The 15,382-nt window shown below is 46.3% G+C and carries 15 protein-coding genes and 1 pseudogene; 5 read left to right on the top strand and 11 right to left on the bottom strand.

The features are described 5' to 3' along the window. Nucleotides 1-94: 94 nt before the first annotated feature. From GZ78_RS07060 to GZ78_RS07040, 7 genes and pseudogenes are all read right to left on the bottom strand, one after another. On the bottom strand, nt 95-1,234 hold the full coding sequence (locus GZ78_RS07060; RefSeq protein WP_034833774.1) for an acyl-CoA dehydrogenase family protein: 1,140 nt from the start codon (nt 1,232-1,234) through the stop codon (nt 95-97). A gap of 3 nt (nt 1,235-1,237) precedes the next feature. Continuing rightward, nucleotides 1,238-2,425, bottom strand: a complete 1,188-nt coding sequence (locus GZ78_RS07055; RefSeq protein WP_034833773.1) for an acyl-CoA dehydrogenase family protein — start codon at nt 2,423-2,425, stop codon at nt 1,238-1,240. Next, nucleotides 2,418-2,660, bottom strand: coding sequence for a hypothetical protein (locus GZ78_RS30230; protein ID WP_051785902.1), 243 nt, complete (start codon nt 2,658-2,660; stop codon nt 2,418-2,420). Before GZ78_RS30230 ends, GZ78_RS07055 begins: the two co-directional genes overlap by 8 nt. Continuing rightward, a pseudogene (locus GZ78_RS07050) lies at nt 2,587-2,930 on the bottom strand (type II toxin-antitoxin system YafO family toxin). The gene GZ78_RS30230 and the pseudogene GZ78_RS07050 overlap by 74 nt, the downstream one beginning before the upstream one ends. Before the next feature lie 32 nt (nt 2,931-2,962). Then, nucleotides 2,963-3,121, bottom strand: coding sequence for a hypothetical protein (locus GZ78_RS29360; RefSeq protein WP_161787328.1), 159 nt, complete (start codon nt 3,119-3,121; stop codon nt 2,963-2,965). Between the two features lie 10 nt (nt 3,122-3,131). Further along, on the bottom strand, nt 3,132-3,494 hold the full coding sequence (locus tag GZ78_RS07045) for a hypothetical protein (protein WP_034833772.1): 363 nt from the start codon (nt 3,492-3,494) through the stop codon (nt 3,132-3,134). 122 nt (nt 3,495-3,616) lie between these two features. Then, complete coding sequence (locus GZ78_RS07040) at nt 3,617-4,522, bottom strand: SDR family NAD(P)-dependent oxidoreductase (RefSeq protein WP_034833765.1); 906 nt, start codon at nt 4,520-4,522, stop codon at nt 3,617-3,619. 304 nt (nt 4,523-4,826) lie between these two features. Here GZ78_RS07040 and GZ78_RS07035 point away from each other — a divergent pair, with 304 nt between their 5' ends. Further along, a complete protein-coding gene (locus tag GZ78_RS07035; protein ID WP_152558588.1) occupies nt 4,827-6,296 on the top strand; it encodes a hypothetical protein in 1,470 nt (489 codons plus the stop codon). A gap of 223 nt (nt 6,297-6,519) precedes the next feature. On the opposite strand, the gene GZ78_RS07030 is transcribed toward GZ78_RS07035, so the two are convergent. Further along, nucleotides 6,520-7,695, bottom strand: coding sequence for a steroid 3-ketoacyl-CoA thiolase (locus GZ78_RS07030; protein ID WP_034833755.1), 1,176 nt, complete (start codon nt 7,693-7,695; stop codon nt 6,520-6,522). A 410-nt stretch (nt 7,696-8,105) separates the two neighbouring features. Between GZ78_RS07030 and GZ78_RS07025 the strand changes: the two genes are divergently transcribed. Both GZ78_RS07025 and GZ78_RS07020 read left to right on the top strand, forming a co-directional pair. Continuing rightward, a complete protein-coding gene (locus GZ78_RS07025) occupies nt 8,106-8,570 on the top strand; it encodes a MaoC family dehydratase (protein WP_034833753.1) in 465 nt (154 codons plus the stop codon). 153 nt (nt 8,571-8,723) lie between these two features. Continuing rightward, nucleotides 8,724-9,995, top strand: a complete 1,272-nt coding sequence (locus tag GZ78_RS07020) for a helix-turn-helix domain-containing protein (RefSeq protein WP_034833751.1) — start codon at nt 8,724-8,726, stop codon at nt 9,993-9,995. A 142-nt stretch (nt 9,996-10,137) separates the two neighbouring features. On the opposite strand, the gene GZ78_RS07015 is transcribed toward GZ78_RS07020, so the two are convergent. The 3 genes from GZ78_RS07015 to GZ78_RS29350 form a co-directional block, all read right to left on the bottom strand. Beyond that, nucleotides 10,138-11,772: a sulfatase-like hydrolase/transferase gene (locus GZ78_RS07015; RefSeq protein ID WP_034833749.1), complete on the bottom strand. Its 1,635-nt coding sequence runs from the start codon at nt 11,770-11,772 to the stop codon at nt 10,138-10,140. Nucleotides 11,773-11,916: 144 nt separating this feature from the next. Further along, entirely contained in the window at nt 11,917-13,350 is a 1,434-nt protein-coding gene (locus tag GZ78_RS07010) for an MBL fold metallo-hydrolase (RefSeq protein ID WP_034833748.1), read from the bottom strand. Nucleotides 13,351-13,650: 300 nt separating this feature from the next. Beyond that, complete coding sequence (locus tag GZ78_RS29350; RefSeq protein ID WP_161787326.1) at nt 13,651-13,794, bottom strand: hypothetical protein; 144 nt, start codon at nt 13,792-13,794, stop codon at nt 13,651-13,653. Between the two features lie 158 nt (nt 13,795-13,952). On the opposite strand from GZ78_RS29350, the gene GZ78_RS07005 reads away from it, so the two are divergent. Together GZ78_RS07005 and GZ78_RS07000 are read left to right on the top strand one after the other, a co-directional pair. Then, a complete protein-coding gene (locus GZ78_RS07005) occupies nt 13,953-14,333 on the top strand; it encodes an acyl-CoA thioesterase (protein WP_236631490.1) in 381 nt (126 codons plus the stop codon). Nucleotides 14,334-14,616: 283 nt separating this feature from the next. Next, on the top strand, nt 14,617-15,201 hold the full coding sequence (locus GZ78_RS07000) for a YceI family protein (protein WP_034833746.1): 585 nt from the start codon (nt 14,617-14,619) through the stop codon (nt 15,199-15,201). Nucleotides 15,202-15,382: the final 181 nt, after the last annotated feature.

The raw sequence follows: 15,382 nt of genomic DNA, 5'->3' as shown, positions 1-15,382 counted from the left end.
CGAAGCCCAGAGCCGCCACCCTTCGACAGGCTCAGGGTGAACGGAGTTCATGTTTTAATCGGGAAGTTATTTCAAGACAAATCCTGAGTGACTCTTAAAAGCCACTCAGTGTCGCGTAACGCTGGTAATGAAAACGTTCATCACCAAGAAGAATTTGTGACAGTCTGGCACGCTTGAGAAACAAGCCAATATCCAGCTCATCGGTCACACCTATACCACCATGAAGCTGAACTGCTTCGTTGCTGACCAGCTCGGCCACTTCTGAAATCTTGGCTTTGGCGCCACTGACCAAAGCCGGAGCATTATCCGCACCTGACTCAAGCGCGTTCAATGCATCCATAAGGATGGTTTTACACACCTGAACTTCGGTGTACATGTGGGCCGCCCTGTGCTGCAGCGCCTGAAAGGTTCCAATCAGCACACCAAACTGTTTTCTTTCCTTGAAGTATTCAACCGTACGCTCGAAGGCTTCCTGAATACTGCCAAACATTTCTGCCGCCAGACAGATTCGCGCCACATCCAGAGCCTTATCCAGAGGAGCAAAACCTTGCCCTTCTTCACCCAGCAGAGCATCCTGAGCAACCACAACATCACTCAATTCCAGACGGGCATAGTTCCGACTGTCTGTCAGCACTGTACGCTGAACATCAACACCCTGAGCTTCTGGATCTACCAAAAATAAACTGATTCCGTCTTGTTCACCTGCCTGACCCGAGGTTCTGGCCACCACCAATAACAGATCGGCTACATGCCCATCTATAACCAGCGTCTTCTTACCGTTCAGTTTGTAACCATCAGCAACTTTTTCTGCTGAAAGTGCTGTGGCCTGAGGGTTATGCCTGGATGTTTCTTCCAAAGCGACAGACACCAGCTTTTCGCCCATGGCAATGGCTGGCAGCCACTTACTTTTTTGAGCTTCATTACCAGCTTCCAGAATCAACGAACCGGAAAGAGCCACAGAGGACAACAGTGGAGAAACCGTTAATGTACGACCAAATTCTTCCATACAGCCGGCCAGGCCTTTTACGCCAAAATCAAAACCGCTGTAGGCTTCAGGAAAAATCACGCCCCCAAAACCCAGTTCGACCATTTGCGCCCAATGCTCTTTGGAATACCCCAGTTCATCCTGGGTATCACGAAGCTGACGCAGGGCTTCAACCGGCGTATTGTCCCGGGCAAAGTCTCTGGCAGTATCTTTCAGAGAACGCTGTTCTTCATTAAAAGCTAAAGACATGACTTACTTCTCCGGCAGGCCAAGGGCACGCTTGGCAATAATGTTAAGCTGAATTTCAGAGGTACCACCGGCAATACTGTGGGTCTTGGCACCCATCCAGTCCTTGGTCATCTGAATTTCGTTTTCGGTGTAACCCTCTCCCCAGCCGAGACTGTGCTCACCTGCCATTTTCACCATCAGCTCGTACTTACTTTTCTCTTCTTCAGTTCCCACGTATTTGAAGATCATGGCGATACGTGGGTCGCCAATACCCTGCATGTATTCATCAATCATCCGCTGCTGTGACATTTCCAGACCACGGCGCTGCACTTCATGCTTGGCAATGGCATGACGAAAGACTTCATCGGTTACTCGACCGTCTTCATCTCCCAGAAACTTTTGACCAATGCTGCGAGGAGATTGACCGGAATTCACAGCGGTGGATTCCATGTCGGACATCATGTCACGCTCGAACTCGAGCACTCGCTTAGCGACGGTCCAACCTTTATTTTCTTCACCCAACGCATTCTTTTTAGGAACACGAACATTATCAAAGAAGGTCTGACAGAAATGCGTTTCACCGGTAATCAGCTCAATCGGCTTGGCTTCAACCCCTTCACTGGCCATATCAAACAGCAGGAAAGTGATACCATTATGTTTTGGCGCATCGCTGTCGGTTCTGACCAGGCAGTAAATCCAGTCAGAATGATCGGCGTATGACGTCCAGATTTTTGAACCGTTAATGACATACTCATCGCCATCGGATTCTGCTTTACATTGCAGACCGGCAAGGTCAGATCCGGCACCAGGCTCGGAATACCCCTGACACCAACGGATTTCACCTCGGGCAATTTTTGGTAGATGCTCACGCTTCTGCTCTTCAGTACCAAACTCCAGAATGGCCGGACCTGCCATCCAAATCCCCAGATTCACCTGCGGTGGACGACAATTCAGTCGTGTCATTTCCTGCTGAAAGATACGAGTCTGCTTTTGATCAAAACCCGCACCGCCGTATTCTTTAGGCCAGTCCGGTACACAATAACCTTTTTCAACGCAGCGCTCGAACCAGACACGGGCATCTTCTGAAGGGAACTGGATATTACGCCCACCCCAGACCTGCTCTTCCGGCTTAGCCTTGGAGCGCATCGATTCGGGACAGTTTTCTTCCAGCCAGGCTCTAATTTCCTGGCGAAATGCTTTGGAATCAGACATTCATGAATTCTCTTGATCGTTTGAGCAGCGCAACCACTTCCTGCTTGCGCACTTCACCATCTATGGGAAAGATGTGCAGGACATGAAGTGGATGTTTCAACCCGGTCAGAACTTGCCGCAGTCTTTGCAGCATTATTAAGGCGCGCTGAGTTTTGTTAGCATTAAACTTTTGATCTAAAGCTCTCTGCAATTTCGGACATATCCAGCATGAAATTAATATTTCTGGCTCTTTCATGCGCTCTATCTATGACTGCAATTAACAGATATGCATTGGGTTCATGAAACCACGACAATATAGAAGGTGTAGATTGCTTAACCTTCGAAACTGAACAATATTCAAACTCCAGTTTTCATTGCCTTTCAGGTGAACATGATGTATATCTGCCTTAAGAACAGCATCTGGACGATTATATGAAGCATCTCGACCAAAAAGTATCGGAGCATTCCCTGTTTTTTTGTATTCCCTAAACTCTGATACAAGACTGGCCAATTCCGAATCTTGCATGGTATCCCTTATTAAAGAAGAGGTAAAAACCTTTACTTCCATTCAGTAAATTCCTCTATATTTTTGTTTTCTTTTTTTCTTTTCTCTAGAGCTTTATCTGTATTTTTAGATGTAATGATTAATGATGAATCTGATATTGGTTTTTTATTTTTAAGGGTATTTTTTACATTAATCTGAGTGTTTTTCTTCATTCCTCAGCCTTTAATTTGACACTATTTTTTCTTTAAAAATTTTTATACCGTTAACACTGACACAGCAGCCAGCATCTACTTCCACATAATTTTGAAACGGTAATTTTTCTAGCAGCTTTTTTAATGAAAAATCAAAATCACTCATCAATGAAACCAGTGACATCAATCCATTTTTGCCATCAACAGGTTTGAAATAATACTCAGTCGAACTTTTATCATTATCGTATATATTAACCACCAAGTAAGTATCATCTCCTTCACCAAAAACTTTTAAATGACAATCTATGCTCTCTACAGAGACATCCTTTTCATTTACGATGAAGTCCATCCATTGATAAAGACTACTCATATCTTCGTAGTTAATCGCTTTCATTCATACTCCTATATTTTCGGTACTATTCAGTACTAAATGGAGCTAACCCCATGCCAAAAGCAAACTCCAGGTTCCGGCTAGCGAACACATCGACACTAACAGGAACCTGACCAGCCAGAAACTTACTGAGGCATGATCGCAAACCCGTCTCTGATCGGGGTTTGACTGGCAAAATGTTCACCCATAGCTGACTGCAGAGAGTCAGGCGTCCAGGCATCGCCGTTCTTGAAGGTGACTTCAGTCGATGGACTATGAACAAGCGTCACTTCCTTACCCCAAACCACAAACACTTCACCGGAAACATTTGCAGCCTGCTCAGAAGCCAGGTAGCCCACCAGTGGTGCAACATTTTCAGGCGCAAAGGTGTCAAAACCTTCTTCTGGCTTGGCAAACATCTGAGCAGTCACACCCTGATTGGTCATATCAGTACGGGCACGAGGACAGATAACGTTCGCTGTCACACCATAGTTGTACATAATCTGGGCAGCACCCATGGTCATGGCAACAATACCGGCTTTAGCAGCCGCATAATTAGGCTGACCGGCAGACCCATAAAGGAATGCTTCAGAAGAAGTGCTGATCAGACGACCGAAAACCGGCTTGCCTTCAGTCTTGCACTTGTTGCGCCAGTAGCTGGTAGCATGACGCATATTCACGAAGTGACCTTTCAAGTGCACACGCACAACAGAATCAAACTCATCTTCCGTCATGTTAAAAATAGCTTTGTCCCGGCAAAAACCCGCATTGTTAACCAGGATATTGAGATCACCCCAGGTATCAATAGCCGCCTTGAACACAGCTTCGGAATCATTCCAGTCGGCACAATCACCCAACTGGGCAATGGCTTCGCCACCAAAACCCTTGATCTCTTCCACCACACTCATGGCAGCTTCTTCAGCAGCCGCGTTACCGCCAAGATCATTAACAATGACTCGAGCGCCCTGTTTCGCCAGTTGAATCGCTTCAGCACGGCCCAATCCACGGCCAGCACCAGTAACGATGGCTACTTTACCTTCCAGGTTACTCATTTATACGTCTCCTGAATAATTGTTATTCTGCAACCTGATAACATGCTGCCAGAAGCAGAGCCAGCAAACCTCATACAAATGAACTATTCGCTATGAGCCTGTCGGACTTAGCTATGACACTGATCCCAAGCAACCCTTTTATATCAAGTTTCAGCCCCTGTTGATGATCAAAACAACCATCACACGCCACTCTTTTCTAACCAGCTCACTACTTTCTACCCAGCTCACTACAACGCCTTTTGAACTAATCAACTTCCCCAATGTCTCACTGTAAGAAAACGGCCAATTCAAAAGGAAATTAATCATGAATAGCCTCCCCCCTTCCGGGGCCACAGCGATGAGTCATTCGACGCCCAATACACAGCCCATTTATCAGGGAGAAGCGCATAATTATATATTCCCGCTAGTGAATGATTTCGCCATAGGTGTTCTGTTAAGGCATAAACTCGGGCCAGAAGATAAAAAGTCACTCGAAGACTACTTTATTTCTCTCCCCACTGGCCAAAACGAACTGACTCACCCAAAGCTGACGAATAACCTGCTCAGCTGTCAGGTTTTTCAACGTAGGAAGCCTACGACTAATGACAGTCTTCAAGCATCTGAAGCAACAGCATTATCACAGCCTGAAAAACAACCCAAAAAGAAGAAAGATAAGTCAGCCACAGGCAAGCAGGCGAAACGATTCTCTACAAAACCTGATTCCCCAGCTAAATTAAAATTGGAAGACAAATTAAAGCTAGTTTCGGAAAACCCTAAATGGGACATCACACCTTCGGACAAGCCTCTCTATTCACCTGAATTTTCTATGTCACTCTTAAATGAGTATGCACAAAAGCTTATTCAGCAGAACAAATTCGACCAAAAACAGCTGACTCTGATCAACAACTACCTTAGCGCTCTGGAATTGCTATTTAAAGGACAGATTCCTGAAACCATTCCAGACTTCAGGGAGCTGATGAGTGCACTGGATATATCTCAGGAGTTTGATCGGTCCCCCGGTATATTTTGCTATAAAGGCCCACATGAACATAGCAAGTTCGCTGAGCTTGTTTGGCGCCTTATTCCCGGAGCCCTCCAAGTTTCAGAGCTGTTCAGTCTGGAGTTTGCTACACACTTGAATCAGTGCTTACAAGCCATGGCTCCAAATGCTGTAGAACTAGGCGCTGGAAGAGGCCTGCTCAGCGCATCTCTCAAGCAAGCTGGTCACAAAAAGCTGACGACCACCGACTTAACTGCACCTCAAAACCCTTGGCCGGACACTGACATTACACAAAAAGCAGCGAACCGTGTCATAAAAGATCGAAAAAAAAAGCATATGAGCCACATTTATCTGTCAGCTCAAGCGACCGTATACATGCTCTGTAACATGATTGAATCCGGACAGAAGTGTTTTTTAATCCAAACAGGTAACCCCTGTGATGATTTTTTAACACCCTTTCAACACAAACTGAAGAGCATTGACCTTAATATCCCTGGCTATTCTCCCTTGTCGAGCGAATTTAAAGTACGCCTATTGGCCATCAATATTTCTACAAAAGATTTCTTAACTATGAGCAAAAGAATCCCTGAACAATATAAAACATTTGCTCCCTCTCCCCGAGACCTGCCTTCTCAGGAAAGTTCAGATGAAGAATGGTTTGATGCTATCGATCAAATACAAGAACGGAATCAGGTTGAGGCAAACTCTGATAATGAGTATGAAACAGCTGAAAGCAGCAACGACTCGAATTCGGACTCAACACCACCTCCAAAAAGTAAATTTACTCATAAGTAGCTGATATTCATTGACCCAAAGAATATAAGTCAATGATCCACGTCCATAGGACGTGGATGTTCACGATGCACTAAATAGGTCAACTATTCGCACAAATTCGCACGAATCCATCGAAACTGTCCAGAGTGCTCATAGCTGCGACTCGTTTTACCGAAATTCATGCTCGAAAGCATAAGTCCGACAGACTCCTAAGCGTCTGACCGAGAATACTCCCCATGATGGGTTAGATTCTTTCGATGATGGTTCCGGTTCCTACAGAAGCGCCACAGCACATGGTAATCAGTGCAGTGGACTTATCGGTACGCTCCAGCTCATGGAGAGCTGTGGTGATCAGACGAGCACCGGTACTGCCCACAGGATGACCCAGTGAAATTGCACCACCATTGACGTTAACCTTGTCCATATCCGGTTTGTGGACCTGAGCCCAGGACAGAACCACTGCGGCGAACGCTTCGTTGACTTCAAACAGGTCAATGTCGTTCATACTCATTCCGCTTTTCTTCAGCAGGGCTTGAGTCGCATCCACAGGACCATCCAGCAGATAATAAGGATCGGTACCGACTACAACGTCAGTAATAATTCGAGCACGTGGCTTGAGGCCTCGCGCCAGAGCTTCTTCTTTACTCATCCACAGCACTGCAGCAGAACCGTCAGAAATCTGGGAAGAGTTACCCGGAGTATGGATACCTCCTTCAGCAACGGCTTTCAACTGACCCAGGCCGTCCATGGTCGTTTCACGCAGCCCCTGATCACGAGAAACCACTTTGGTTTCTCCTGTCGGCTTACCATCTTCACCTACAACAGGCGCTTCGACTTCAAAAATTTCACGACCAAAACGACCTTCAGCCCAGGCACGTGCTGCTTTCTGCTGTGACGCCAGGGCAAACTCATCGGCATGAGCACGGGTAATACCACGGTTTTTAGCGATGCGTTCAGCACTGGCAAACTGATCAGGCGTACTGTCCCAAGGCCATTCCTTAGGCAGGAAAAAGCCCGGGCCGTTATAAACATTCATACCCAAACCAACACGACTCATGGCTTCAACACCACAAGCAACACCGATATCAATGGAGCCGCTGTTAATCATGGCAGAGATCATGTGGTTAGCCTGCTGAGCGGAACCACATTGAGCGTCAATTGTCGTAGCACCTGCTTTCCAGGTATTGCCCATGGACAACCAGGCATTCCGACACAGGTTACCTGCCTGCTCACCCGCCTGAGTAACACAACCACCTACCAGCTGCTCAATATCTTCGTAATCAAGGCCGGCTTTTTCGACAACCGCTTTCATCGACTGCGCCAACAACTGAGTGGCATGAAAACCATGAAGATCGCCCACAATAGGCTTACCACGGGCAATAGGTGTACGTAATGCTTCTACAATGACAGCTTCGGCCATAGGTCACTCCTCTAACCATGTCAGGCAATCCGGTGATTGCTGTGGTTATTGTTTTTCTATTAAGTCAAATATCTCACCTGTAGCGGTTATAGCCGCCACTCTAACGCAACACAACCTATTAAAGGACTAGTCAACTTAAAATGGCAGATTCTGACCATAGAGAATGGTCAATACTGGCCACTTCAGGGTATCGATAAAGTAGGGTAAGCTCTCCAGCAAAGAAAACACTATTGCTGCCAAGCTTTATACTTCATACCGTTCGCACTGAGCCTGTCGAAGTGCAATACCAGCATTCTTCGACAAGCTCAGGGTGAACGGAGTCTGTATGAGCATTAACGCTTGGTTGCACCAGGAGCCTGACCAATAACAGGTTCCCATAAAATAAAAAACGAAAACGGGGAGATGTCACCATGAAACAATATCAATTTGATGATATTGAAACTCTGCAGGAACTGGTGTCTGACGAATTTGGAGCTTGGAGTCAGGAAGTTACTATCAACCAGGAACTGATTGACCTGTTTGCCGAGTTGTCTGGAGACGACTACTGGCTTCATACCAATCCTGAGAAGTGCGCCCAGTACAGCCCTTTTAAAACGACTATTGCCCACGGTTTTCTGACTCTGGTATTGCTGTCCAAAATGCGTACAGAACCCACTCATGAAGTAGTTGGCTTCAAGAACATGATGAACGCAGGCTCAAACAAACTGCGTTTCACAGGTGTGGTACCTGTAGGCAGCAAAATACATTGCCGCAGTCGTATCAAGAGCGTAGCGGGTTCACCTAAAGGGACTACCGTGACTATGGAACAGAATGTTCATGTGGTAGGAGAAGAAAGACCTGCCCTGGTTTACGAAATGATGTTCATGTACATGTAAGCACCTGCTACCGGGCTACTACTGAGTAGCCCACACCCTCCTTTCATGCCTCCTTTTCCTTCAGGCAGCCAACTGTATTTTCCGCAATAAACAGTGCACAATAGCGCCCGAGAACAAAAATAAACACTATTGACAGGTGTCAAATCACCTGTCATGGAGAGAGAAGGTGTACTTAAAGTGGCTATTGATTGGTTCAGCATTGCTCTAATTTCCGCAATATCCCAAGGTTTTCTGCTCTGTATAGTTATCCTCAGCCTGAATACCCATCAAAGAACCGCCAACCTTCTGTTGGCAGCAACGGTGGCACTCAATACCATACCGATTGCTATTTATTCATTCGTTCGCGCTGACATCACTATACATACTCTGGTCTATGGCTCATTGCTACTGACCATTCTGAAAGGTCCAGCCCTGTACCTGTATGTTCGCTCCCTGACTGAAGTCGGGTTCAAACTCAGTAAGGACTTACTCAAGCATCTACTGGTGATGCTACCCGCTACGGCGATTTTTCTTTACTTGCTGACAGGCATTGACCTGAATGAACCCATGAGCATCTATCAGTTCTTTGGACAACTGAAACTACCTCTGTTCAATAACTACGTTAACCTTGTCATCATGTCCTACAGCATTGCTTCTCTGATCAAGCTGGAACGACATCAGAAGTTGATAGAAAGCGCAGTGTCCATGACCGAATCAATCAACCTGAACTGGTTGAGAGGGTTGATAATTTTCATGATCATTATCTGTGCTTTCCACCTGGGTCTCGACATCAGCCACCTTATGGGCTTCAGCTCAATAGAGCCTAAGTCCATTGTTGTTCTGGTACTGAATCTCGGCTTTATCTACTTCATTTCTTTTGGCGGAATGCGGCAGCCACGGATTTTCACCGAGGAACTGCAATCGGTCTTAACCGTGTCGTCCAGTCAGCCTCTGCAAACATCAATGCAAGCCCCCACAGCCAAAGGCCTTCCGCAGAAGTCTTCTGAGCAGGCTATTGAAACCGAGTCAGACATCACTACTGCTAAATACCAGAAATCTGGCATGGAGCCGGCTCGACTTGAAAATATCTGGCAAATGCTCAGTGTTCTGCTGGAAAACGAAAAACCTTACTTAAATGATGAGCTGACCCTGCCGCAACTGGCAGAACAACTGGGTGAAAAACCCCATGACCTTAGCCAGGTCATCAACAGCCAGTCAGGCAATAACTTTTATGAATTGATCAACGGCTGCCGTGTAAAAGAAGCTATGCGACTGTTGGCTAATCCTGTGCATAAGAAACGGAAAATGCTGGATATCGCTACTGAAGTCGGCTTCAAGAGCCAGTCAACCTTTTACAATCAGTTCAAAAAGCACGCAAATATGACACCGAGGCAGTTCAAGGATCAGAATCTGGAAGAGTTGCAGGCAGAAACAGCGACTGCCTAATACCTTGCAGACCCCGCTCGTCCTGAGCCTGTCGAAGGATGTTGATCATGCACTTCGACAGGCTCAGTGCGAACGGTATGGGGTATAACGCTTGGTTCCTGGTGAAATCGAAAGGAGTCTGACAAGCAGACTCCTGACTCAATCAATTATTCTTGGTACAGAACCCCATCAACCATGGGTTTGGTGTGCAATCGTAAATCAAACGACCCGCGTCACCATAGGTACGATCCAGCATTCTTTTAACACGCTCTGGAGGCATGCCTCGAGCTTCTTCAGCTTGAAGTTTCTCCATGGGGATCGGATAGTCAGCCCAGTCTCTTGGTGCTCTCCAGCCTGGAGGTGGAACCACATTTGAGCGGGTTCCGTTCAGAGGATGCAGTAAACGCCACTCCCTGATCGCTTCAGACATTTTAGCTACCAGTTTGGGATTGTTGGCGGCCAGGTTATTGTGCTCATAAGGGTCTTTATTGATATCAAACAGATAGTTTGTCACATCAATAGACGTCAGAGACTGATCAACTTGCTGAACCAGCTTATACTGATCATTAAACGCAGTAATACTGAAGTGGTTTCTCACTGGTGTTTCTGACACAAAGAACACATAGTCTTCCCGACCTATTTTCTGTTTGCCCGACATCGCCTTCAGCATGTTTCGACCATCAAGCTTATAAGTCGTTTGTGGTTCAAAACCTGCAGCTGCAGCCATTGTGGGAAATACATCCATCATGGTCATAATACTATCGACCTTGGTGCCCGCAGGAATACCTTCAGGCCAACGTGCAACCGACGGAACACGGATACCCCCTTCAAAGGTATTACCTTTACCGCCTCTGAGAGGGTAGTTATAGGCACCCGCCCCACCATAAACTGGACCACCATTGTCGCTGAAGAACATAACAATGGTATTGTCAGCAATACCTTCATCTTCCAGTGTTTTCAGAATCCGGCCAATAGCCTGGTCCATAGCATCAACCATGGCCGCATAAACCGGTCTTGCGTCTGAACCTGTCAGTTTTGCCAGACGTCTCAAACCTTCTGTTCCCGTCCGCGAACTTTCACTGTCGTCATCAAGATCCTTGTACTTCTCGATCAACTCAGCAGGTGCTTGCAGTGGAGTATGAGGTGCCAGGAAGGGTACATAAGCAAAGAATGGCTTTTTCTTATCTCTCTCCTTGATCCAGCGGCTGGTGTCATCTGCCAACAGGTAGGTAGCATAACCTTCTGTATCAGCTGCTACAGAAACACCATTTCTCTGAAGGTCTGCACCGCCCTGGTTCTTATAAGGAGGGAAGTAGTCAACTTCGGTATTAAGATGTCCGTAGAAGTAGTCAAAGCCACGCATGTTAGGAACATAACTCTCTTGAGACATTCCCAAGTGCCATTTCCCGAACATGGCCGTCTGATAACCATTTTCCTTGAATGACTGAGGCATCAGGGTTTCAGATGGGTTAACACCGTTATTAGACCATGGCATAACAGTGGCATAAGCAATGCCCAACCGCATAGGGTCACGGCCGGTCATCAGACCCGCACGAGTGGGCGAGCAGGTAGGAGCAACATAGAAACGCTCAAGAGTTGCACCCTCAGCAGCAAGACTGTCGATATTAGGTGTCTCAATCCTGGAACCATTAATGCCGACATCAGCCCAACCCAAATCGTCTGCCATAATCACCAGAACGTTGGGCTGCTCAGGTTTGCTGACCTGTGCACTGGATGCCATTGCCGGCAGAGTCATTACTGACAGTAATGCACCTGCAATCAAGCTTTTTTTATTCATATTTCTATTCTCACGTCTTATCTCCTGCCGAACTGTACAAAACAACTGAAGAATTCCCATTTCCTCATAGGTACAGCCAGCTCGGGAACGCCGGGTTCCCACAATGCCTACAGCTTATAGACATCAGTGGGAGCATCAATCGCTTTAACTCTTGGTCAGTATTTCTTCTGTGGCTGCAATTCTATTCTTCAGCCACATAGTTTCACTGAAGTTACTGCCGTTGTTATACGCTTCTCTTAGCAGTTGCTGCAGAGCTTCCAGCTTGGTCTGATAAGCCATCTGATCATCGGGGCTTTTTGACAGCGCCATTTCTACATAGTGCAGAGCCTGAACCGGATGATTTTCCGCCAGTTTTTCTTTTGCCTTGCCTATCAGAATCTCAGGTCCACCCGCCAGATCGGCAATTTCAGAGTAAAGGGTGTTAACCGGAACAGGATAGAGTTCAGTGGTCGATTCAAAACGGAACCAGGTGCTGTAGAACTCCCAGATACTGCGTACGTTCCAGGATACCTTGCCATGGCCCTGACTCAGACCCAGCTCTTCTGGCAACTGAATTTCCTGCATCAGTTCCCAAAGGGTTTTACCTGCATTCATGCCAGCAATCGTTTCGTCATGAATATAACGAGTGCCTTCACGCATACGCTTGAGGTCATTATCAATCTGCTCTTCACCCACTACCGGTTCAAAGTGACTGGGCAGAATCATGTCAGGCTTGAGGGCGATCATGGTGTCGAGTGATTTAATGTAATCCATCGGATCACGGAATCTCTCACCTCGTAAAGTGAACAGATTTGGCACCATAGGGAACAGTGGGCCAAAGACGTCACCGGTAAACAGGGCTTTCTTTTCTGGCATCCACATAACCAGATTGTCGTCACCTTCAGCACCTGGTGTCGGGATGATTACGAACTCCTGACCTCCCAGTTCAAAGCGATATTCTGTACCATCCTGAACAGTAATATCTGCAGCGTGACGCTTGAATCCAAACAAGGAATCTTCTGCAGGCGGCTGCTCCGGCATGAAGGTATACAGCATTCGATTTCGATCCCAGAAATAGGGCTCAAGGTCTTTCAGGTACTGCTCGGCCGGCTCAAAACGGGAGTGAGTAATAACCTTGGCATCCGGGAATTCAGCCTGCCAAAATTGTGCTCCTCCAGTATGATCCTGGTGGGAATGGGACAAAACGATATATTTAATGTCACCCTTAACCTTTTCCTGCAGCATCCGCTTGTGGGAAGCTCCCTGCAAAGGCAAGCCAGTATCAAATAAAATATTACCTTCTGATGTTTCAACCAGATAGGTGTTACCAACCCCTGTCGCCAGATAAATATTCTCTTTGTAAGTCTTCACTTCCATAGGGATATGATGGAGAGTGGAAACCGTTTTAACCTTTGCATTAGGGTCTGCTGGCGCCACCTTGGATGCAATCGCTTTGCTGGCAAGCGTGCCAAGTGCTTCAGCCTTTCGCTCATTAATGATACGACTGGTCTTATCAGAGCTGAGCAACATGCCCGCACCAATACCCACCGCTACCGACAGCGATACAGTGAGACCGAGCTTGAGGAACTTCCTGGACATAGAAGACACCTTCTTATTGTTCTTATTTTATATATTTCATTTATGACTGCCCCTCTCAAGAGAGATGCAGTACATAACATGATTTCATTTTCCCGCTCATACCTGTCTTGAAAGACTGGCAACTCCTTCGCGGCGCTTCTTGGAGTCTATTAGACCCTACCCCTTGATTTCAGGCCTCTTTGCCGATGGATTAAGAGCTTTTTTTTACTCTTTGCGGATGCGTTCGGAAACCACTTAGCGAAGCAGGTATTAATCACCACACACATCTTCGTTAATCCTGAAGCTGTCGAAGGATGCTGATCATGCACCTCGACAGTGCTCAGTGCGAACGGTATTGGGCAAAATATCTGGCGGCACCAGGGAGTATTTTTCATGAAATACTGAGTAAAACACCCAGTGATGATTCTTTATATACACAACATAGTCTCCATTGATTAGAGACATTCAGAGTCCTTTAGGAGATAGTCCCAGAGGCTGTTGAAAGTCAGCGCTCTGATCTGGCATAAAAACTGCTCGGTTGTTACTAAACCTCAAAAACTGAGTTTCAACCCATTGGTCAACATTGCATTGAATAGCGAACAAGAATTCCAAGGAGAAGCCCAATGATGAAGTACTACTCACGCCGTGTAGTGAAACCTGGCGACCTCAACCCTGCAAACCGACTGTTTGGTGGTTACCTCCTCAGCTGGATTGATGAAGAAGCGGGCATTTTTGCTTCTTGCCAAATGGGCTTCAGTCGCAATCTGGTCACCAAATACATGTCTGAAATCAATTTTGTCGGCTCCGCATTTAACGGGGACGTCATTGAATTCGGCATGGAAGTAGCCAGTGTTGGCACAACATCCTTCACAGTACGCTGTGAAGTGCGTAACAAAATCACCAAACAAGTCATTATTCAGGTCGATAAAATTGTCTTTGTGGCAATTAATGATGAGGGACAGCCAGTACCTCATTCACTGAGCATGGATAACATAAAAGACTAAACCTGATAGATAATCGTTTGAGACAATGTCTTCACAAAATGTCTTCAAAAAATGTCTTCAAAAAATGTCTTTAAAAAGAGCGGTACTTGCCGTTCTTTTTAAACTCTAACGTCCAAAAAGCCTCATACCTACCTTTCACTTCGCAGTTTCTTCAATGCTCTGCTGAACCATAAGCATCTCTGCAAACCCCTTCCTTTGAGTGCATCACTCTTTCATGGCTGCGCTGACTGGGATAATCTGTTCTTGATTACTCCAATATCTCCAACGAAGACAAGGAACTGTCATGGAAAGTCTAATCAAATGGGTAGCAGCGCTCTACTTAACTTTTTTCACTGTCAACAGCTTCGCTCAATGGACTCTGGATAACAGCCAGTCGACTATCAACCTGGTCACCACTAAAGCCAATGTCGTGGCTGAAGTTCATACTTTCAGCTCAATGAGTGGAACCATTACGAATAAAGGACAAGCTCAAATCTCAATTGATTTGTCGACGATTGATACAGGAATAGCCATACGCGATGAAAGAATGAAAACCCTGCTATTCGAGATCGCTCAATTTCCTGAGGCAGTGATAACAGCAGAACTGGAACAAAAACTTGTGTCGAACATACAACCCGGCATGGTGCGTCATATAGAAGCCCCTATTTCCCTCTCTCTTCACGGTAAAGTGCTCGAAATGACCGCAGTAATGCTGGTCAGCTACCTCAACAACAAAACTGTTCTGGTTTCCTCTGCACAACCTCTGATTATTAATGCCTCGCCATTTGAACTCCTTGCCGGAGTCGAAAAACTAAAAGCCGTTGCGGGCCTAACCTCTATCAGCCCTGCAGTGCCTGTCTATTTTCATTTAATTTTCACAAATAAATGACAGAACCCAGCACAGCCATGCAAAGTCAGTAGAAAAGTGCGGGAGATTCACAGAACTATGAAGTGCAATCGACCTGAATGCGATCACGAAGAAGAGAAGTAAAAGTGAGAGAGCCAGACAAGGGAAGGTGTGAATAAGTCCTATGTGCTCTGGCCTGCCAGGGGGATTCAGAATCAAGGCA

Origin of the sequence: Endozoicomonas numazuensis (assembly GCF_000722635.1) — a bacterium.
GTDB classification, from domain to species: domain Bacteria; phylum Pseudomonadota; class Gammaproteobacteria; order Pseudomonadales; family Endozoicomonadaceae; genus Endozoicomonas_A; species Endozoicomonas_A numazuensis.
Note: the sequence above shows the minus strand (reverse complement) of the source record. Positions and strands in the feature narration are given on the sequence as shown.